Raw genomic sequence first — 18492 nt, 5'->3', positions numbered from 1 at the left:
CCTGTGGACGCGCGACTCGACAACAGAGCGTGTGCAGTCATCGTGCACACAAAGGCTACATGTCAGCACCGACCTTCCCTTGACGCTGGTCAACGAACAAGCTGGAGGCGGCCGGCAAGCGATTCGATTCTCCAAGCGAGGAAATGCAGCCCCATCGTCTGTGACTTGACCGAGGTCAATGACTCGTCGTTCAAAGGGACGAGCATGACGGGTGGATGCGGCTGCAGTCTGGCCCGACAGGAGAATTCGTGGGAGCAACGATGAGCAAACTTGACGTGTTCGAGCCGGCCATGTGCTGCGCGACTGGCGTCTGCGGCGTCGACGTGGACCCAACCCTCGTTCAGTTCAGCGCTGACGTTCGATGGCTTGCTGAACATGGTGTCGAAGTCGCTCGGCACGGCCTCGGACACGACGCGGCTGCTTTTGCGGCCAACCCGGAAGTGGTTCGGGAGCTGCATGCGGGTATGGACCGTCTGCCCATCGCAACGGTGGATGGCCGGATTATCTCTGTCGGAGCGTATCCGTCACGTGCCCAGTTGATTCAGAAACTGGGCCTCAAGGTTTCCACCGCCGACAAGCCGCACATCAAGGCCGGAGCCTGCGGTTGCAAGCCTGGCGAATGCTAACCGGCGCACCGATATGACGCTTCCTGCCGTTACAACTCGCCATCTCTTTTTCACTGGCAAGGGTGGCGTCGGTAAGACGTCGCTCGCCTGCGCAACGGCGCTGCAGTTAGCCGAAAAGGGTAAGGCCGTGCTGCTTGTCAGCACCGACCCGGCATCCAATCTCGATGAGGTGCTTGAGACTGAACTTTCCGGGCGGCCGACGCCAATTGCGCAGGTTCCAAACCTCCACGCGCTGAACATCGACCCGGGACTCGCCGCGGCAGCCTACCGCGAGCGTATGGTCAGCCCTTATCGAGGCGTGTTACCCGATGCGGCAATTCGCAGCATGGAGGAACAGTTTTCCGGTGGCTGCACCGTCGAGATAGCGGCGTTCGACGCCTTTGCCGACCTGTTGGGTGGTAGTGCCAGCGCGAATGCGTACGACCACATAATTTTCGACACCGCACCCACGGGGCACACGTTGCGTCTGCTGACACTGCCGTCGGCATGGAGCAACTTTCTGTCGACAAACACAACCGGCAATTCGTGCCTGGGGCCTCTGGCAGGCCTCGAGCAAAACAGGCAACTGTACGCAGCGGCGGTTGCCGAATTGGCTAATTACGACCGCACTACTGTCGTCCTGGTGACCCGACCGGAGGCATCTGCATTCCGTGAGGCGGAGCGAACCCGAATCGAACTAGCCGACCTCGGGGTCCGAAACCTTGTGCTTGCCGTGAATGGCGTTTTCAAGGCTGTCTCTTCTGACGATGACATTGCTTGCGCGATGGAAGAACAGCAGGGCGTAGCTATAAAGGCAATGCCGCCGGGTCTCGCAGCCCTTCCGCGAAGCGAAACAGGCTTCATTCCCAAGGGATTGGTTGGGCTGACCGCGTTAAGGGCGTATTTGCACCCTGAGCAGATTGCGGAGCCGAGAACAGATGTCCGGTTGAGCGTGGAGTTGCCCTGCGGCCTCCTGCCGCTCGTTGACGACCTCGAGAAAGCGGGGCGTGGGCTTGTCATGACGATGGGCAAGGGTGGCGTCGGCAAGACGACGGTTGCTGCTGCGATAGCACTTGAACTGGCTCAGCGCGGACACGCAGTCCTGCTTTCGACCACTGACCCGGCCGCACATGTGGCGTGGACTTTCCGGGAGTCGCTGCCGGGTCTGAGCGTGAGTCGCATCGACCCGGAGCGGGAGGTCAACCGCTACCGCGACGAGGTTCTTGCCAAGGCCGGTGCTTTTCTCGATGCCCAGGGAAAAGCGATGCTTGAGGAAGACCTGCGGTCGCCGTGCACCGAAGAGATAGCGGTTTTTCGTGCATTCGCGCGAACGGTAGATGAGGCCCGGGACTCGTTTGTGATACTCGACACGGCCCCGACCGGACACACCATCCTGCTGATGGACGCAGCGGAGGCCTACCATCGCGAAGTCATGCGTAGCCAGGGCGATATGCCAGAAGAGGTTCGCCAGCTTCTGCCACGTCTGCGCGACCCCGAGTTCACGCGCGTACTTATCGTGACGCTCCCTGAGGCGACACCGGTTCATGAGGCAGAGCGGCTACAAGCCGACCTCCGGCGGGCCCAGATTGAACCGTATGCCTGGGTCATTGACCAAAGTCTGCTCGCAAGCGGTACCCACGACCCGGCACTCGCCGAACGAGGGCGCTACGAGGTGCCATTTATCGAGCGCGTGATGAAGCAGGATGCGAAACGGGTTGTGTTATTGCCGTGGCAGGCGACTCCGCCCGTTGGTCTACATGGGCTGGAAGAGCTGGCTCGTGGACATTGACCGGTAAAGCGGGTTGTAGCGGACAGCATGCGCTGGCAACCACCGGACCGTGGGCGGGCCCGTGCTCACACGAGCACAAGGACCCTTAACATATGCCGCATCGATTTCGACTGGCGGAATCCCGGCGTACAGTCGACTGGGCTGTCACGCCTTCCGTTCGTACCAACGTCGTGACGCGTTGACCTCCTTTACGACGGCCAGCATGTTGGCGTGATTGATATGACGACGCACAACCTGATCGACACAATTGCGTTGTAGGCCGCTCGCCGCACAGCATCTTTTTCGACGTCTGTGCGCCGGTCGTCGCGCCTGATCCCGGCTAGGAAACGCAGTTCCTACTCATTGAACAGTTCGCTTCGGGCCGCACTCATGATCGTCGCGACGGCGGGATGACTGATGTGACGCTCGATCGAAATCGCAAAGAACTCTTCGACGATCGTCTTGATCTGACCGATCATCGTCAGCTTGTGCTCGGCCTTTAACTGACTCTCCAGTACAGTGGGTGCGAACAGCAGGCCGCGGCCTTCGCGGCCGAACGCCATGGCCATCGCCCCGTCGTCGAATTCGCCGACGATGTGCGGCGATATGGCATGTGACGCAAGCCAGTGATCCAGCTTGCGACGCACGGCCGATTCCGTGCCCGGCAGTAGCACCGGCAGCTGGCCGAGCAGCAGCGGGAAGCGTTTCTTGCTGGCCTTGATCAGTGTCTGCGCCCCGAAGCAGCCCAGCGTCGAACGGCCGAGGCGGTGGTTGAACGCCTTGATGTTGACGTCGGCCGGAATCGGGGCGTCCGTAATGATCAGATCGAGGCGATGCACAGCCAGTTGCGCAAGCAGCGCGTGCAGCTTGCCTTCGTGGCAGATCATGCGCACCGGTACGGAAGCGCTCAGCGCGGGTTCCAGTAACCGGTACGCGATGGCCTTCGGAACCGAATCTGCAATTCCGACACGAAACCGCGTTTGCGCACCTGATTCGTTCTCGCGCCGCACCGCGCTTTCGAGTTCCGAGCCCAGCGAGAATATTTCGTCCGCGTAATCGAGCACCAGCCGGCCAGCATCGGTCAGTTCGATGGTGCGCCCGCTCTTCCTGAACAGTTTTCTATCCAGCGCTTCCTCGAGCAGCTTGATCTGGCCGCTCAGCGTTTGCGGCGAGATGTGCAACTGCTCGCCCGCCCGGACGATCGCTCCCGCGTGCGCTGCGACCCAGAAGTAATGCAGATGTTTGAAGTTCACGCTCCCCCCGTCGATCAGCCAACGCTACGGTTTTTTCGAGGTATTGGCAATAAAAATACGAATTTTCTATTTGATCCGGTTCGGATAGATTGAAGCCTCGGACGTGGACGCCAGCGGGCGGCTATCGATAACGGACAGAGGTGATCTATGGCATCGGTTGCGCAATTTCTTCGCTCAAAAGTTTCGCAGACAGTGTGGACCACAGAGGCGTCCGCATCGGTCTACGACGCGATCGCGATCATGGCGTACCGGAAGGTGGGCGCGCTGATCGTCGCACATCAGGGGCGCCTCGCCGGCATCGTCACGGAGCGCGACTACGCACGGAAAATCGTGCTGATGGAACGCTCATCGAGGGATACACCCGTGCGCGACATCATGTCGGCGGAAGTGCGCTACGTCGGCCCGCATCAGACCACTGACGAATGCATGGCGGTCATGACAGAACATCGCATACGGTATCTGCCCGTGATTACGGCGCGGCAGGTGATTGGAATGGTGTCGATCGGCGATCTGATCAAGAACCAGATTGCCGAGCAGGAACTCACCATCCGGCAACTGGAGCACTACATCCATGGTGACGGTTTTCACGCTGGCCGTAACGGCGTGCAGACACAATCGGCGCAACTATGATGACCTGAAAATATTACTGTGTGTAATTTTAAGCGCGTGCGTTCCGTGCGCGTGATGCAGGTAGCCCCGACTTACCACTGGAGAGATTTTTTATGTTCACGCAATTCGTCAATCAACTTCGACGTGCTGCCGGTGCGGTGACGCGCGGAACCGCGGCGCTCGGTCTGGCGGGTCTGCTCGCGCTTGGCGCCGTGGCATCGAACGATGCCGAAGCGAAGCGGGTGGGCGGCAGTCAAAGTATCGGGCGCCAGTCACAGACGGTGTCGCCGTCTGGGCAAACGCAGCGCAGCCAGCAAGCCCAGCCGGCGCAACAGACCGCGCAGACGCCTGCTGCCGCGGCAGGTAACCGCTGGATGGGCCCGCTTGCGGGCCTCGCCGCCGGCTTGGGCATTGCGGCGCTGCTGTCGTCGTTTGGCCTGGGTGAGGGGCTGGCGCAAATGCTGTCGAATGCGCTGCTGATCGGCATCGTGGTTCTAGCGGGTGTGATGTTGTTCCGCTTTATCGCCAACAGACGCCGTCCGGATCTGGCGTATGGGCATGGCGCCGCGAACCGGCAGCAGACCAACGGTTTATCGCTGTTCAACCAGTTCGGCCAGGCGAGGTCGGACGCGAGGTCCGGCAACTGGCCGGCTGCCGCGATGGGTTCGACCGGAGCTGCAGGCGCCGTGAAGGCTCCCGAACTCGCATTCGGATCCGACCAGGCTGCTTTTCTGGCATCGGCGAAGACCCTGTTCATGCGTCTTCAGAGCGCGTGGGACCGGAACGATCAGGGCGACATGTTCGAGTTGACGACGCACGATATGTTCATGCGGCTCAAGCAGGATCTGGAAGCTCAAGGCGGCAAGCCGGGTGTGACGGAAGTGACGAAGCTCGACGCCGAAGTGCTGGGCACGGAGAGCAACGCCGATGAAACGCTGGTCAGCGTGCGCTTCTACGGTCAGATGCGAGAGGACGACGCACAGACTGCGGAGCCGTTCCAGGAGATCTGGAATCTGGTGAAGAACGCGCAAGGCGGTCAGGCGTGGCGCCTGGCGGGTATCCAGCAGATCAACCACTAATCGCGCGTTGTTGTAAGGGCATCGGCCTGCTGCATGTCTGTAGGCCGATGCCGTTCGTATTGCTCGGCAATCGCCGTTGCACAACATTGACTGAATCGTTTCTCCCCTGAATGCCGGGCTCCACGCCAGTTCAAGTGGCAGGACGATTGTCGGCGATGTTGACTCAGATGTCGACCGACGCGGTTGGCCGCAAGGCCTGCTCGCCGCGCTCAGGTACCAGTCCCATCGTAAGCTGGCCCAAGCAGCGCCTCGCACCATTTGGCTGGAAAACCTCTTAAAGGATGACCCTTGCTGCAGAGAAAGAACAGCGCATAGCACCCTCCGTTGGTGTTCGCAGATGTTGGGGAATCGAATTCTCGCCCGGCCCCGTCGCACGGCACCATCGTGGAAGAGAGCTCTCCAGGGATAGGCTTTCGCCTTTGATCTGTCGAACGTTTGCATCTGACCATATTCAGGAAGCAATGCACTTCGTCGGATCTAGTGAACAAGTCGGGAAGATCGTCGTCACCTTAGAATGAGTGCGCTTCGAACACGACAAGTCGAAGGCGCCTATCGGCGCCCTGGTTGTCAGAACGCCCGTAGCAATCATCCAGTACCCATTTCGATTTGGCGGCTCGCAAGTCCTGGTTGTTCGTGATCCGCGTTGTTAGTCTCCTGAAAGGCGGTTGCGCTCGGGTAACGGACAATCGGAAGAGCGGCAGTGAAGGGTCGGTTTGATGCGTTCGCCATCGGTACGAGTTCGCTCAAGGCGACGAATGCGTACAGTCGGCCAAAAGCGCAGACCTCCGGGATGAAGGCCTGGATTGGTGACAATCGATTCGGGGCGTTATTACTGGCAGTGCCACATGACCGTTGGCCGGAAGCCGGCTGCAATGAACATCGCCTATTCCCGTACGGCGCAGTCCGAGGCCGAAACACTCGTTGCCATTCGTATCGCCGCGATGCGTGAGAGCCTGGAGCGCGTTGATCGTTTTGACCCGAAGCGCGGGAGCGGTTTCTAACGTCGTTCGATCCTGCGTTGTGTCGATTCATAGAGGTCAACGGCGTTCGCTCGGGCTTCATTCTCATTCGCCCGATAGTGCGGCTCAATCAGGGCAATCAGCCTTAGCCACGGCACAACACTGTCCATCTCAGTCAGGAACTCCCACTTGCGTGTTCGCTTTGTCGTCAGATCCAGACCAGAGCCGAGTTGTGTCATCGACTCTCTCCGGAACATCCCTGAATCCAGGATAGTTCGCCTGCCTGTCCACGCCAGGACTTCTGCAGATCTTCCCTTCCTTTACAGAGAGTAATTCGAAAATACAGATACAGTCTCGTTCTTCCAGCAAGAAGCGGGCTGCCTCGGCGAAATTTGTCGAATTAGGAGCATTTTCGTACCAAAGTGGCAGACGCGCGCTATGCGGCAGGAACCGGAGTGTATTATTGTTTCGGGCAACCGCACGGTCCGGGTAGGCTTCCGCGCTCGCGTGATATCAAGGTGCTTTCGCATGGTTCCAATGCCAATCGTTCGCATGGATTGCTGGGCTGACTATGTCTGCCCTTTCTGTTATCTGCAGATGGATACCCTCGACCGATTCATCGAGGAGTCTCGCGTGCCGTTAGAGGTCGAATGGCACGCGTTCGAACTGCGGCCCGACCCTATCGCGCTCATCGAGCCGGACGGCGAATACATCACCAGCATCTGGCTCAAGGCAGTCTACCCGCTTGCCGCTGAACGCAATCTGAAGATGAAGCTACCGCCTTCTGCACCGCGTAGCCGCCTTGCCTTTGAGACCGCGTTCTTCAGCCGCACTGCAGGACGCTTCGACAGTGTGCATCGCGCTCTGTTCAAGGCGTATTTTGAGCATGGAAGAGATATAGGCAACAAAGACGTTTTGCTGGACATAGCGAACGAATGCGGCGTCGATCAGACGGCGCTAGCTGCATCCTTGGCCGAGCAGCGATTCAAGACAGTTATCGAAGACGATGAAGCAGCGGCCGGTCGACTAGGCGTAACTGGACTTCCTTTCGTCATGTTGACAAGCGCAAGTGATACGGCACGACCGCAGCCTCCCGTGGTCGTGCGCGGTGTCGCGCCAATAGAGCACATGACGGCAGCGCTGGACCGGCTACTCGCCGGTGGCCCTGCAGGCGGCGTTCGAACATCGTTGAAGAAGCGGGCTACATAGTGATTGAGCGATCCAACCCAGGCGGCCCCTATCCTTCGTTCGTCACCATACAGGTGCACGCGGTCAATGGTGTGGACCAGATACAGGAAAGGAGTTCGTCCGCGCAGTTCTTTGAACTCGCTACGCGCACGATTCAAACATATGTACTCGACAGCTACCGCTTCACTCACGCAACGGGAACGCTACGCCGGGTCAGTGGTGGCCTCTCTCCGACTCATCTGCAACTTGCCAAGGCCATGTTATCGGTTCGCGATCATGACAAGGTTACACTCGCGGCGCTAAGCCAGGCGTGCGGATTGTCGTCTGGTCATTTTGCGCGCGAATTCAAGCAATCAACAGGCTTGCCGCCCCACCGATGGGCGCTCAAAAACAAGATCGCTCAAGCTCAGGACATGCTTCTGTGCAGCAGCCTAACCCTGCAGGCCATTGCTTTGGCCTGCGGCTTTGTAAACCAGTCCCATCTGGGACGATGGTTCAAGCGAATGACCGGCACGAGTCCGAAGGCCTGGCAACGCCAGCACCTCAAAGTCGATGGCAGGCGTGATGCGCCCGGCCCGTGATTTACCCGCAAGATTTCTCAGGACGTTCATCAGCACATTCCGATTTCTCAATCTGCACCCCTTCATCAAATGCTGCGCGAGAGCGACGACTTCTGTCACCTCGTCGAAATAATCCCCGGTTAGGCGTTTCGAAATTCGCAAGCGTTGCCGGGCTCGAACACCCTCTTGCAGCGCCTGTATATTGCATCATTCCTGTACCAAACACGGCAGAAACAGATAGCTCTGAGCGGCCAGCAACCGCTACGATACTTATCGGCCGTTCCTGACTCACAGGTTGTCTGGTTGCTGGTTGCCGCCGGATTTTTTCGAGAACCATCAATCGATGCTCATACGCGGGCGCATCCAACATCGCGACCGAGCCGGCACAGGATTGCCCACACCGAACACACTATCTATCGTTCAACGGGATCTCATCGTGCGCAAAACGCTACTGGCTCTTGTCGGCACACTGACTGTTTTTACAACGTCCTTCGCGGCCACTTCTTCGGACTACCGTGAGCCGTTGGACGCGACAACTTTGGATACGATTCGATCCAGGTTCGGCCATCTAATGCAATTAGCCAATCGCCACGACTTCAAGGCGCTGCACGAAATGTTCTGGCAATCTCCTTCGGCCCTTCTCGTCGCTAAAAGCGCGGCCGCTTCGGAAGGGAACTGGGCCGGCTTCTGGGGCAATGATGCGATTGACCAGAAGCTGCACGACATCGGCACTTCAGGCCCAGTTGTGCTCCAGCCTGATTATTCGAAGTTCAAGGTGGTCGGCTTGACGAACGACGTGGCGCAATCCTACGCGCCGGTGACCATCACGGTCTCCTATGCGGGTCAGGATGGCACGCCAAAGCCGTTTCTGGTGTTGATCAACTGGATAAAAGTCGACAAGGACTGGAAGGTCGCTTCAGAGATCATCCTGCCCGTGCCGCCTGCCTCCGCTGCCAGGAGCTAAAACCGTGACCTTCAGCCTTCAAAACTTGTTCCATGCCGCCATCCGCGTATCGCGACTGGATATGGCCGATCCATCGACTGCTGCGCCAGTCAGCCCTGACGATCTGCGTGAAATCCGCGCGCTCTTCTTGCGGCAGGCCGCAGGCGAAACAGCACATGACATCGAGGTGATCGAATCTGTGCTCGCGCGCGCGCCTGCGGGGCAGATCGACCCGGTGAACTTCGTCGCGCGCGCCTATACGTTCTGGGGCCGTGAAGCGGTACTCGCTCATTTCCGCGAGGTCTTCGGCGGCACGTGGCGATTCGAGCCCGACGAAGATGCCATCAAAGTCATTCCACTCGGACGCGATACTGCGCACATCTATGCGCCCACGCGTATCACCGCGGGTGCCTCAGGTCAGCCGGTAGCCGTCTTCCAGTTTCTGGTCAACGAGATCGCGGTGCGTACGCCTGATGGGTGGCGCATCTCAGCGATTGTCCCTGTGCCGACCAGGTAATCCAAAGCTCCGTACTCGCTCGATCCATTCCATCTAACGGTGCATGGAGGACGCTCATGGTCCAAAGACTTAACGTCGAAATTGAAGCAGAGGGTGGCATCAAGCTGCGCGCCTGGTTGTTCATGCCAGACGCCAGGAAAGGCCTGCTGTCGGCGATTTCAATGGCACACGGATACGCGGGCACGCGAGAGCACGGCCTCGAGCGCTTTGCCCATGCGTTCGCCAGCGCGGGTTTCATCGTGCTGCTTCACGATCATCGAGGGTTCGGCAGCAGCGAAGGCGAGCCAAGGCACGACGTCGATCCTTGGCGGCAAATAGCCGACTGGCGTCGCGCGATTTCCTTTCTGGAGTCGTGCGAGGGAGTCGATCCAGCGCGGATTGGCCTGTGGGGTACGAGCTTCGCCGGCGGCCACGCTATTGTGCTTGGCGCGACCGATCGACGCCTTCGCTGCGTCGTCGCACAAGTCCCCACGCTCAGCGGCTACGAACAGGGGCTACGGCGGATTCCCCCGAATCGGTCAGCTCGCTGGAGGAAGCATTTGCGAACGATGAGCGTGCTCAAGCGCATGGAGAGCCGCCGATGCGACAGGCCATCGTCGGTGACGATCCGAACGTGCCGGCCGCTTATCGCACGATGGACGCGATGGACTTCTACCTTCAGCCCGTCTCCCAAGGGATGTGGGAGAACACCGTCACGCTGCGCTCAATCCGGTTGGCGCGGATGTACGAGCCGGGCATATGGATATCCCGGGTCTCGCCAACGCCGCTTCTGATGATCGTGGCACTACAAGACACTATTACCGTTACCGACCTGGCGCTCGGGGCTTATGAAAGGGCGTTGCAGCCCAAGCGACTCGTGACGTTTCCTGGCGGTCACTTCGATGGATATGAAAAGTACTTCCAGCAGACCAGCGGCGCCGCTGTCGACTGGTTCCGCGAACAGCTTTCGTAACGCCACAGGAGCCGAACATGCGTCATCTCTTTGTCGACATCGCCAACCAGGTCGCGACGCTCAGCCTCAATCATCCACCGCAGAATCGTCTCGCTGAGCAGATGATCGGTGAACTGGAAGATGCTTTGACGACTGTTGGCCAAAGCGATGCGCGTGCCGTACTGCTGCGAGCCGAGGGTCCGGACTTCTGTTTCGGGGGCGACATCTTGCCATGGGATGGCATGCCGAAGTCGGCACTTCGATCGCTATTCGAGCGTTACATGAATGCGTTCAACCGCTTCGAGCGCCTGCCGCTTCCGGTAATCGCGGCGGTGCAAGGCCTTTGTTTCGGGGGGGGCCTGGAGCTCGCGCTTCGCGCAGACATCGTCTTCGCCGCGCAGTCTGCACGGTTCGGCCACCCCGAACAGACGTTAGGGCTCGCTACGATGCTGGGCGGCATCTATCGGGTCGCGGAGCTGGCGGGCCGGTTCCGTGCGGCCGAGTGGGCGTTCACGTCAGAACAGGTCCCAGCGGCCACGATGGAGCGGTTTTGCGTCGTGAACCGCGTCGTGCCCGACGCGAAGTTGCTTGATGAAGCCCATTCTTTCGCGTTGAAACTGGCCAAGGGCCCAACTCGTGCCCACGTAGCACACAAGGCATTGCTTCGCATCTGGGCTGTCGGCGGCATCGATACCGCCGATCAGGCGATGTTCGACATTGCGATGCCGCTCTTTGACACGGAAGATGCGATCGATGGACTAGCGTCGGCCATCAAGGCAGCAAAGGCCGGAGAAGCACGGCCAGCCGTCGACTTCAAAGGTTGCTAGAACGACTCGCTGTTCGTCCGCACGAAAGCGGCGCGTCGCCTGTTATTCCAATACGACAACCCAGGATGGAAGACTAATCGTGACGATGAACAGACGTAGATTCTCCATTGCCCTTGTTGCCGGTGCCGCCGCTTCGCTTATCTCTACCCGTGTGACGGCGGCGACCACCACACCGGTGAAAGCACGCAATATCGTTCTCGTGCACGGGCTGTTCGCTGACGGCTCGTGCTGGTCGGAAGTGATCCCACGATTGCAGGCGGCGGATCTCAATGTCACTTCCGTTCAGAATCCCTTAACTACATTGCCTGACGCGGTTGCCTCGGCTCAGCGAGTATTGGATCGGCAGGATGGTCCGACGGTGCTGGTCGGACATTCGTTCTCGGGAATGATCGTGACGGAAGCGGGGATGCATCCCAATGTTTCGGCTCTCGTCTACGTGGCAGCACGTGCACCGGATGCCGGCGAAGACTACACGGCATTGGCCAGGACCTTTCCGACACCACCGGCATCCGCTGGAATTGTCTTCGACGGCGACGAGGGACGTCTGACCGAGGAAGCGTTCCTGCACGATTTCGCGGGCGACCTTCCCGAAGCGAAGGCAAGGGTCCTTTATGCTGTTCAACAACCTTTCCACAAAGCGCTGCTCACCGGCAAAACCACGAAGGCCGCGTGGCGATCGAAGCCGAGCTTCTATGCAGTCTCGACGGAAGACCGGACGATTAATCCCGACCTCGAACGTTTCATGGCCAAGCGAATGGGCGCCAAAACGATCGAAATGAAGGCGAGCCATCTCTCGCTGATCTCTCATCCCGACGAGGTCGCACAACTTGTCCTCGCGGCGGCCGGACAACGCGACTAACGGCGTTGTTGCCATAAGGCGTCGTAGGTGTCCGCTTCGATAACGAACAGGTTGCCTACGACCGATGCACGGCATTGGCTCACCAATTCGCTGACGTCGTCTGACGCCATAGCGGCGAATTTGTCGGGGGCGAAGTGTGCCAGACTGATGGTCCGAGATGGAATTCTGGCTCATGCATCATGCTGCGGGCGTACACGTCGCTGAGGTTGAGGACCTTCTCTCGAACTGCGATGCGGACGTGAACGGGACGAACCTCGGCGAGGCGGACATACTCGCGGGAATGCTCATTGATGGATTGCTGCTTCCCGTCCTCAGGGCCTTGAAATAGCCAACACTCACTCGTCATGAGCGTCGTCTCCGTAGTCCATGGAATCCGACCTGGTCAGCTGGATCTGCGGCCTGTCGTCAGTACAGACGTCGGTGCGCTCGCGAGGCTTCTTCGTGCGCCGGAGGTGCTTGACTGAACACCGACGCTGTCGGGTCGATCGTTGGGCGTGTCACCGCGACAATCGCGCTTCGCAGCGCGTTCTCGAAAAGGCAGGCTTTCCACTCACAGGCTTGCGCTGGCGCACGTTCACCTGCAAGCGGGGACGGGTGTCGGTGCTCAACTACAGCGCGTGATGCCGATGCCCGAAGTCGTCCGTTACGGCGCCGGCGCGTGCCGATGGCGCGAGCACACGTCGCGGTAATCAGCGGTCACAATTCCCCTCGAACTTGGGCAGCACACCCGAATCTGATATACCAGGGGGTGCGTCATGTACAGACTTATTGCGGTTATGGGATTGGCGATTGCACTATCGGGTTGCGTTTCGTATCCGGGCTACTACGGGCCGGATTATGCATATGGTCCGGCTTACACACCGGCCTACGGCTACGGTGCTTTCAACGTGTGGGCCGGCGGCGGTCCTTATTATCGGGGGCACGGCGGTTATTACCACGGCGGTCACGCATGGGGTCACGAAGGCGTCCACTGGCAAGGCGGTGGCGGACACGGACGCAGCGGCGGTCAAGGTGGTGGGCATGGCGGCGGACATGGCCGCTAGGACGATTGGGTGTGCGTTTCAGTGAGGATCAAAATGAAACTTATGATTTTAGTTATCGTTTTAGTTGGGACGATGTCGACGGCGTATGCGCAGTCGACTCGCGGTTTCGCTTCGATCGCGCAGCCCGCCAACAGCTCGGTCCAGTTGCCGATCAGCCGTTCCGCTGGTCTCCCGAACGGCCGATGGGTTCCGCCATATAGCGGGCCGACGTTGGCCAGAACACCCGCGCAGGCCTATCAGCAAAATGTGCAAGCGGAGCAGGACGGGCAAATTGCGCATCTCAACTCGATGTCGGCGGGCCGCCACTAGCACGCCGACACGAGCATCCAGGCGGCTGTGGCTGCCATTTTTCTCGGCGACGTCGCGCGCACGCATCCGCGCGCAGACCAGGCGCCTTGCATAGAGGTTCGCCGACGTCTCATCCATCGACAGTGACCCTCGGATCACATTCTCACTAATACGCTGTGACCGAAGATCATTTCGCGAGATACAAAATTTTTGTTGAGATGAGTTCGGTCACTCGTCGGCTGCATTACCACAACACGAAAAAGTTGGTCTCATGGGATGGCACGGTAATCAGCGATAAACCCGAAAAGAGTCCGACCACTACATAGCCAGAATCTCCCTCACCGCACTATCGATGAACTTGACATCGACAGCATTGGCCGCAGGACCGCCCGCAAAATGTCCCCACACCGACTCGATGGGCCGCAACTGCGCATCAGGTATCTTCGAAACCTCATATTCACTATCTTCCGGCGGGAAATACAGATCCGTGCGCCCGGGCATCACAATGGCCTTTGCAGTGATACTGCCCAACGCCCGATCGAAATCTCCCTTGTAAAGTGAGTTCGCGGAAATATCGCCGTTCTGCCAGCTCCACATCATCGACAGAATATTGTTGGCGTCCTTCTTCAAGAAATCCCCCTCCCAGAACTGGGCAATAAAGTCCTCGAGCGACCCATACCCCAACGCTTCCATGTCGAGGCGTTGACGCAAAAACGCCTGCGAAAATCCCCAGCCGGCAAACACACGGGCGGCAGCGCGCATTCCACGCGTCGGCGGCGCATCGTAGAAACCGCTCCTGAAATCTGGATCCAACAGCAATGGCGCCTTAAGGCCTTCGATAAACACAAAGTTGTGCCGCGAGCACCGAGCCGCCCCGCAAAACGGCAGAATGCGCTCGACCATCTCCGGATACATCGCGGCCCAATGGAATGCCTGCATTGCGCCCATTGACCAGCCGGTGACGAGCCTGAGAGACTCGATGCCAAACCTCTCGGTCACAAGGCGAAACTGCATCGCGACGTTGTCGTATAGCGTCACATGCGGGAAGCGGCCACGATCATACGGGGGCGGATAGTTGCTCGGCGAGCTTGATACGCCGTTGCCAAACATGTTCGGCACGATGATGAAATACTCCCGCGGATCGAGCCCCATGTGCTCGCCGATCAGCCACTCATTGTCGACATGGCTGCCGCTATAGAAGGTCGGATAGACAATCGCGTTGTCTCGCGCTGAATTTAGCCGCCCATAGGTCTTGTAGCTGAGCCGCATGTCAGGCAGCGTCGCACCGGATTGCAGCGCGACGCGGCCAAGATTGAAAGTTTCGAAGTCGGTCACTTGAGCCTCACATTTAATTGGCAACGACGTTAAGAAATCTTCGGGTGCGCTCTTCAGTCGGGTTGTCGATGACCTGCTGCGGCGTCCCTTGCTCGATCACTTCGCCGCCGTCCATGAAGACGACGCGGTCAGCGACATCGCGGGCAAAGCGGATTTCGTGCGTGACCACGACCATCGTCATGCCGGCATCGGCAAGGCCGCGCATCACGCCAAGCACTTCGCCGACCAGTTCTGGATCGAGCGCCGAAGTAGGTTCGTCGAAGAGCATCAACTTGGGCTTGATCGCGAGCGCACGTGCAATCGCCACGCGCTGCTGCTGTCCGCCCGATAACCGGTGCGGCAGAAAATCCGCGTGTCCGGTGAGGCCCACGCTCTTCAACAGCTCGCGCCCAAGCGCTTCCGCCTCCGCGCGCGGCACGTCATAGACCTGACGCTGTGCTTCAACGATATTGTCCAGCGAACTCAAATGACTAAACAGATTGAAATGCTGGAACACCATGCCCACGCGTGCTTCCGCGCGTGCGCGTGCGAGATTGTGCAGAGGCCGCACCGTGCCGCCGCCACCCGGCACTTCGCGATAGCCCACATACTGCGAATCGACCTTGATCGTTCCCCAGTCAAGCGGTTCGAGATGGTTGATGAGCTTGAGCAGCGTGCTTTTGCCGGAACCGCTCGGGCCGAGTATCACGACCACTTCGCCATGCGCGATTGACAGGTCGACCCCGCGCAAAATCTCGCGTTTGCCATATGATTTCCAGACGTTCTTGCACACGACAAACGGTTCATCGCACCGCCGCGGCGCGCGGCTTTCGTCGGGCAGCAGGGTGCTGATCCATGCGTGATCGTTCGTTTCTGGCTCTTTGGCGGTGACGGGCAAAGCAACCGGTGCGTCGAGAGGTTCCACATCACTCGTCGATGCACGCAGTCCGAACCAGGAGAACGTGAGCTTTCGGTCGCGTTCGTGATCGAAGATGCGTTCGAGCCACACCTGAAGCAAAGAGATCCCGCTCGTCAGGACGAGATAAATCACCGCCGCCGCGCCGAACACGGTAAAGAACTTGAAGTTCTGCCCGACGACCTGTTGGGAGCGAAATGTGAGCTCGTTGACGAAGATCACCGACGCGATCGACGTCAGCTTCAACATGCCGATGGTGTCGTTGGCGAGCCCGGGGATCACCGCGCGCATCGATTGCGGCAGGATAATACGGCGCAACGTCAGCAACGGTCCCATGCCGAGCGCCGCGGCCGCGGTCGATTGCGAACGGTTCACCGACAGGATCCCGGCACGAAACAGCTCGGCGCTGAATGCCGCTTCGTTCAAGGCGAAGCCGATAACGGCAGTCGTGACTTCATCGAAGCGCAAACCGATCAGCGGCAAAGCGTCGAAGATGAATACGAGTTGCAGCAGTTGCGGTGTGCCGCGCACGAACCAGATATAACTCCAGGCCGCTGAGTCCAGGGCCTTGAACCGCGACAGCCGCATCAGCGCAAGACCGAGCCCGAGCACGAGCCCGATCGACATCGCAATCAGCGTGATCTTTACCGCAATCCACGCGCCGCCGAGCAGGAACGGCGAGCCGACGTAACCTGCCAGCTCTTTGAAACCGTCGAGCACCTGAATGCCTTCGAGGCCGGCGGCCATCGCCGGCTGCAATACGAACATGGCCGCCATACCGAGGGCGCCGACGATCTTGTGTTTGATACGCAATGCCTTCATTTCCGAACCTGATCCATGACGCTGCCGGCACACGACGCGGTGTGCCGCGCAGGCTGCCTTTATTGAGTAAGTAACGTGGTCGGCGTTTCCAGCGACGGATCTACGCCATACTGCTGAAAGGTCTTCTTCTGGGTCTGATTGGCCTGCATGATCTTGAGTCCATCGGATACGGCAGCGATCATATCGGCGTTGCCTTTCTTCACGCCCACGCCGATCTTCATGCCGCTCGTCACCATGAAGCCGCGCATGTAGAGCTGAGGGTTTTGTTTCGCGAGCCCGTCGACGAGCGCGAGGTCGTACATCATGACGTCGGCGCGATGGCTTGCAACCAGGCGCGCGCCTGACGCGATATCGGCGGATGTCATGATGGTTACATCGGGCTTGTTTTCCGCTTTGCATTTGGCGGCTTGCGCTTGTGCCATCGACAGTTCGACAGTGCCGATGCCTGCTGTGACCGTCAGGCCGCAAAGCTTGGAGATGTCATCGATCTTCTTCGGGTTGCCGGCTGCGACCAGACCACCCGTACCGGCCTGCATATATGTGACGAAGCTTGTCTCCTTTGCGCGCTCAGGCGTGTAGTACAACAAGTCCCACATCACATCGATCTGGCCGGCACGCAGTGCGGGCAGCAAGCCAGGCCAGCCAGCGGTAAAGAATTCGGTCTTCACGCCAGCGCAGGCGAACACGGCGCGGGCCATGTCGGCATCGGCGCCGATGATCTTGTTGAAATCCTTGCCGTCACGAAACGCGTACGGCGGCGACTCTGGGTCCACGCCGATCTTGATCGTCTTGCCTGCGAGCGAGGGGTATTTCTGCGCCACCTTGGACGGTTCGCACGATTGCGCCGACGCGGCTTGCGCGAGGAGGAGGCCGGTGACTGCGCATAGCAGCAGCTTGATTGCCTTTGACATGAACATGGCGAATCCTATTCAGGTTGAACGATATAAGTGCGGAAGAAGTGGTACAGCGAAGCAGGCGTGAAGTGGTCTAACAGCCGAGAAAGTCCATGTGGCTTGCGATAGAACCCGGTGTAGTGATGCAGGTGAGGCCCTCGTCGCGCGCGCGCGCAATATGTTCGAGTGCCCGCCGCAAGTGACACAAACGATGTGGCTGACCCATCAGGTATGCATGCAATGCAATGCCCATCACCAGCGGCTGACGTGTGGATTGCCGCAGCATTTCCTCGAAGTGATCGATCACCAGATCGGCGAACGACTTCGCATCCATCTGGCGTGCGAGGATCATCGGGATATCGTTTACTTCTTCCGGATACGGAATCGCCCACAGGGGCTGACCGTTGCGCGTGTGCAAGCGCATGGGCTGATCGTCGTGACACCAGTTGAGCGTGTACTGATAGCCCGCTTCGACAACCAGATCGCTGGTGACATGACTTTCCGAGAGCCACGGCGACAACCAGCCCGCTGGCTGTTGCGCGCTCTCCGCCGCAATCCGCTCGCGGCATGCAGTGATCAGCGCGCGTTCGTCGTCTTCGGTCAGCGTTCCTTGCCGTTCCGAATTCGTATGACCGTGCGCGACCAGTTCATCGCCGCGCTGAGCGAAAGCGGCGACCAGCTCCGGGCAGTGATCGTAGAGCGCCGTGTTGATGATGGCGGCCGTCGGCAGCGCGAGTTCATCGAAGAGATCGAGACAGCGCCATGCGCCCACACGCAATGCGTACTCTCGCCACGCGTGGTTCAGCACATCGGGTTCGGGCATCACCGGTCCGATAGTTGGCCCCAGTCCTGCGCCGAATGCAAAGTGCTCGATGTTGAAGCCGATATAGACCGCGAGCCGAGAACCGTCAGGCCAACGATAAACAGGGCGGCCGTTGATCGGCAAATATTGAAAGCGCCCGTGGCCGGGCAGCACGCGATGTGCGGGAGAATTCATGATCCAAAGAGTCCTGTCGAGCGGCGCATACGCCGTTGGTTACGTCAGAACCCATGGTATGGATGTCAAAATATCCGCATCGAGCTTGTTGCGAACAAACTCTTGTCTATACGCGCATTGA

General features: G+C 59.3%; 18 protein-coding genes and 2 pseudogenes. 14 read left to right on the top strand and 6 right to left on the bottom strand.

The genetic code is table 11. The features are described from left to right. Positions 1 to 260 precede the first annotated feature (260 nt). Both arsD and arsA read left to right on the top strand, forming a co-directional pair. Complete coding sequence (arsD, locus tag FRZ40_RS36240; RefSeq protein WP_028368879.1) at positions 261 to 626, top strand: arsenite efflux transporter metallochaperone ArsD; 366 nt, start codon at positions 261 to 263, stop codon at positions 624 to 626. 13 nt (positions 627 to 639) lie between these two features. Next, positions 640 to 2394, top strand: a complete 1755-nt coding sequence (gene arsA, locus FRZ40_RS36235) for an arsenical pump-driving ATPase (RefSeq protein WP_028368880.1) — start codon at positions 640 to 642, stop codon at positions 2392 to 2394. A gap of 335 nt (positions 2395 to 2729) precedes the next feature. On the opposite strand, the gene nhaR is transcribed toward arsA, so the two are convergent. Further along, positions 2730 to 3626 (bottom strand): transcriptional activator NhaR, encoded by an 897-nt coding sequence (nhaR, locus tag FRZ40_RS36230; protein WP_028368881.1) that lies wholly within the window; start codon positions 3624 to 3626, stop codon positions 2730 to 2732. A gap of 147 nt (positions 3627 to 3773) precedes the next feature. On the opposite strand from nhaR, the gene FRZ40_RS36225 reads away from it, so the two are divergent. The 3 genes and pseudogenes from FRZ40_RS36225 to FRZ40_RS36210 form a co-directional block, all read left to right on the top strand. After that, positions 3774 to 4256 (top strand): CBS domain-containing protein, encoded by a 483-nt coding sequence (locus tag FRZ40_RS36225; protein ID WP_147237393.1) that lies wholly within the window; start codon positions 3774 to 3776, stop codon positions 4254 to 4256. Positions 4257 to 4348: 92 nt separating this feature from the next. Then, entirely contained in the window at positions 4349 to 5314 is a 966-nt protein-coding gene (locus FRZ40_RS36220; RefSeq protein WP_147237392.1) for a Tim44 domain-containing protein, read from the top strand. Positions 5315 to 6186: 872 nt separating this feature from the next. Beyond that, positions 6187 to 6389 (top strand): annotated as a pseudogene (locus FRZ40_RS36210) (GNAT family N-acetyltransferase); the annotation flags it as partial. Here FRZ40_RS36210 and FRZ40_RS36205 read toward each other — a convergent pair. Next, positions 6378 to 6512, bottom strand: a pseudogene (locus tag FRZ40_RS36205) (IS5/IS1182 family transposase); the annotation flags it as partial. The pseudogenes FRZ40_RS36210 and FRZ40_RS36205 overlap by 12 nt on opposite strands. Before the next feature lie 289 nt (positions 6513 to 6801). On the opposite strand from FRZ40_RS36205, the gene FRZ40_RS36200 reads away from it, so the two are divergent. From FRZ40_RS36200 to FRZ40_RS36165, 9 genes are all read left to right on the top strand, one after another. Continuing rightward, complete coding sequence (locus FRZ40_RS36200) at positions 6802 to 7482, top strand: DsbA family protein (RefSeq protein WP_147237391.1); 681 nt, start codon at positions 6802 to 6804, stop codon at positions 7480 to 7482. Then, positions 7482 to 8042, top strand: a complete 561-nt coding sequence (locus tag FRZ40_RS36195) for a helix-turn-helix domain-containing protein (RefSeq protein ID WP_147237390.1) — start codon at positions 7482 to 7484, stop codon at positions 8040 to 8042. Before FRZ40_RS36200 ends, FRZ40_RS36195 begins: the two co-directional genes overlap by 1 nt. A gap of 415 nt (positions 8043 to 8457) precedes the next feature. Continuing rightward, positions 8458 to 8985 carry a hypothetical protein gene (locus FRZ40_RS36190; protein ID WP_028368885.1) on the top strand — a complete coding sequence of 176 codons (528 nt, stop codon included), beginning with the start codon at positions 8458 to 8460 and terminating at the stop codon, positions 8983 to 8985. A gap of 4 nt (positions 8986 to 8989) precedes the next feature. Next, the gene (locus tag FRZ40_RS36185; RefSeq protein ID WP_240057443.1) at positions 8990 to 9481 is read left to right on the top strand and encodes a YybH family protein; all 492 of its coding nucleotides are present in this window, start codon (positions 8990 to 8992) and stop codon (positions 9479 to 9481) included. Between the two features lie 56 nt (positions 9482 to 9537). After that, complete coding sequence (locus tag FRZ40_RS46365) at positions 9538 to 10254, top strand: alpha/beta hydrolase (RefSeq protein ID WP_420873916.1); 717 nt, start codon at positions 9538 to 9540, stop codon at positions 10252 to 10254. Beyond that, entirely contained in the window at positions 10254 to 10433 is a 180-nt protein-coding gene (locus FRZ40_RS46360) for an alpha/beta hydrolase family protein (RefSeq protein ID WP_420873915.1), read from the top strand. Before FRZ40_RS46365 ends, FRZ40_RS46360 begins: the two co-directional genes overlap by 1 nt. 17 nt (positions 10434 to 10450) lie before the next feature. Next, positions 10451 to 11239 carry an enoyl-CoA hydratase/isomerase family protein gene (locus FRZ40_RS36175; RefSeq protein WP_147237389.1) on the top strand — a complete coding sequence of 263 codons (789 nt, stop codon included), beginning with the start codon at positions 10451 to 10453 and terminating at the stop codon, positions 11237 to 11239. A 79-nt stretch (positions 11240 to 11318) separates the two neighbouring features. Next, a complete protein-coding gene (locus tag FRZ40_RS36170) occupies positions 11319 to 12098 on the top strand; it encodes an alpha/beta fold hydrolase (RefSeq protein ID WP_147237388.1) in 780 nt (259 codons plus the stop codon). A gap of 755 nt (positions 12099 to 12853) precedes the next feature. Next, entirely contained in the window at positions 12854 to 13141 is a 288-nt protein-coding gene (locus tag FRZ40_RS36165; RefSeq protein WP_147237387.1) for a hypothetical protein, read from the top strand. 606 nt (positions 13142 to 13747) lie between these two features. Here the strand turns inward: FRZ40_RS36165 and FRZ40_RS36155 are convergent. The 4 genes from FRZ40_RS36155 to FRZ40_RS36140 form a co-directional block, all read right to left on the bottom strand. Then, positions 13748 to 14764, bottom strand: coding sequence for an alpha/beta fold hydrolase (locus FRZ40_RS36155; protein WP_147237385.1), 1017 nt, complete (start codon positions 14762 to 14764; stop codon positions 13748 to 13750). 13 nt (positions 14765 to 14777) lie between these two features. Continuing rightward, entirely contained in the window at positions 14778 to 16481 is a 1704-nt protein-coding gene (locus FRZ40_RS45880; protein WP_147237384.1) for an amino acid ABC transporter permease/ATP-binding protein, read from the bottom strand. Positions 16482 to 16540: 59 nt separating this feature from the next. Beyond that, a complete protein-coding gene (locus FRZ40_RS36145) occupies positions 16541 to 17392 on the bottom strand; it encodes an ABC transporter substrate-binding protein (protein ID WP_240057545.1) in 852 nt (283 codons plus the stop codon). 76 nt (positions 17393 to 17468) lie between these two features. Next, a complete protein-coding gene (locus tag FRZ40_RS36140) occupies positions 17469 to 18371 on the bottom strand; it encodes a polysaccharide deacetylase family protein (RefSeq protein ID WP_147237383.1) in 903 nt (300 codons plus the stop codon). Positions 18372 to 18492: the final 121 nt, after the last annotated feature.

Origin of the sequence: Paraburkholderia azotifigens (genome assembly GCF_007995085.1) — a bacterium.
Classification (GTDB): domain Bacteria; phylum Pseudomonadota; class Gammaproteobacteria; order Burkholderiales; family Burkholderiaceae; genus Paraburkholderia; species Paraburkholderia azotifigens.
This window is presented reverse-complemented; position numbering and strand designations above follow the sequence as displayed.

What these genes read in the sequence shown, in the direction of transcription:
- FRZ40_RS36200 (WP_147237391.1), top strand. Translation starts at nt 6,802, where the DNA reads ATGGTTCCAATGCCAATCGTTCGCATGGATTGCTGGGCTGACTATGTC.
- FRZ40_RS46360 (WP_420873915.1), top strand. Translation starts at nt 10,254, where the DNA reads ATGATCGTGGCACTACAAGACACTATTACCGTTACCGACCTGGCGCTC.
- FRZ40_RS36140 (WP_147237383.1), bottom strand. Translation starts at nt 18,371, where the DNA reads ATGAATTCTCCCGCACATCGCGTGCTGCCCGGCCACGGGCGCTTTCAA.
- arsA (WP_028368880.1), top strand. Translation starts at nt 640, where the DNA reads ATGACGCTTCCTGCCGTTACAACTCGCCATCTCTTTTTCACTGGCAAG.
- FRZ40_RS36225 (WP_147237393.1), top strand. Translation starts at nt 3,774, where the DNA reads ATGGCATCGGTTGCGCAATTTCTTCGCTCAAAAGTTTCGCAGACAGTG.
- FRZ40_RS36145 (WP_240057545.1), bottom strand. Translation starts at nt 17,392, where the DNA reads ATGTCAAAGGCAATCAAGCTGCTGCTATGCGCAGTCACCGGCCTCCTC.
- arsD (WP_028368879.1), top strand. Translation starts at nt 261, where the DNA reads ATGAGCAAACTTGACGTGTTCGAGCCGGCCATGTGCTGCGCGACTGGC.
- FRZ40_RS46365 (WP_420873916.1), top strand. Translation starts at nt 9,538, where the DNA reads ATGGTCCAAAGACTTAACGTCGAAATTGAAGCAGAGGGTGGCATCAAG.
- FRZ40_RS36165 (WP_147237387.1), top strand. Translation starts at nt 12,854, where the DNA reads ATGTACAGACTTATTGCGGTTATGGGATTGGCGATTGCACTATCGGGT.
- FRZ40_RS45880 (WP_147237384.1), bottom strand. Translation starts at nt 16,481, where the DNA reads ATGAAGGCATTGCGTATCAAACACAAGATCGTCGGCGCCCTCGGTATG.
- FRZ40_RS36220 (WP_147237392.1), top strand. Translation starts at nt 4,349, where the DNA reads ATGTTCACGCAATTCGTCAATCAACTTCGACGTGCTGCCGGTGCGGTG.
- FRZ40_RS36175 (WP_147237389.1), top strand. Translation starts at nt 10,451, where the DNA reads ATGCGTCATCTCTTTGTCGACATCGCCAACCAGGTCGCGACGCTCAGC.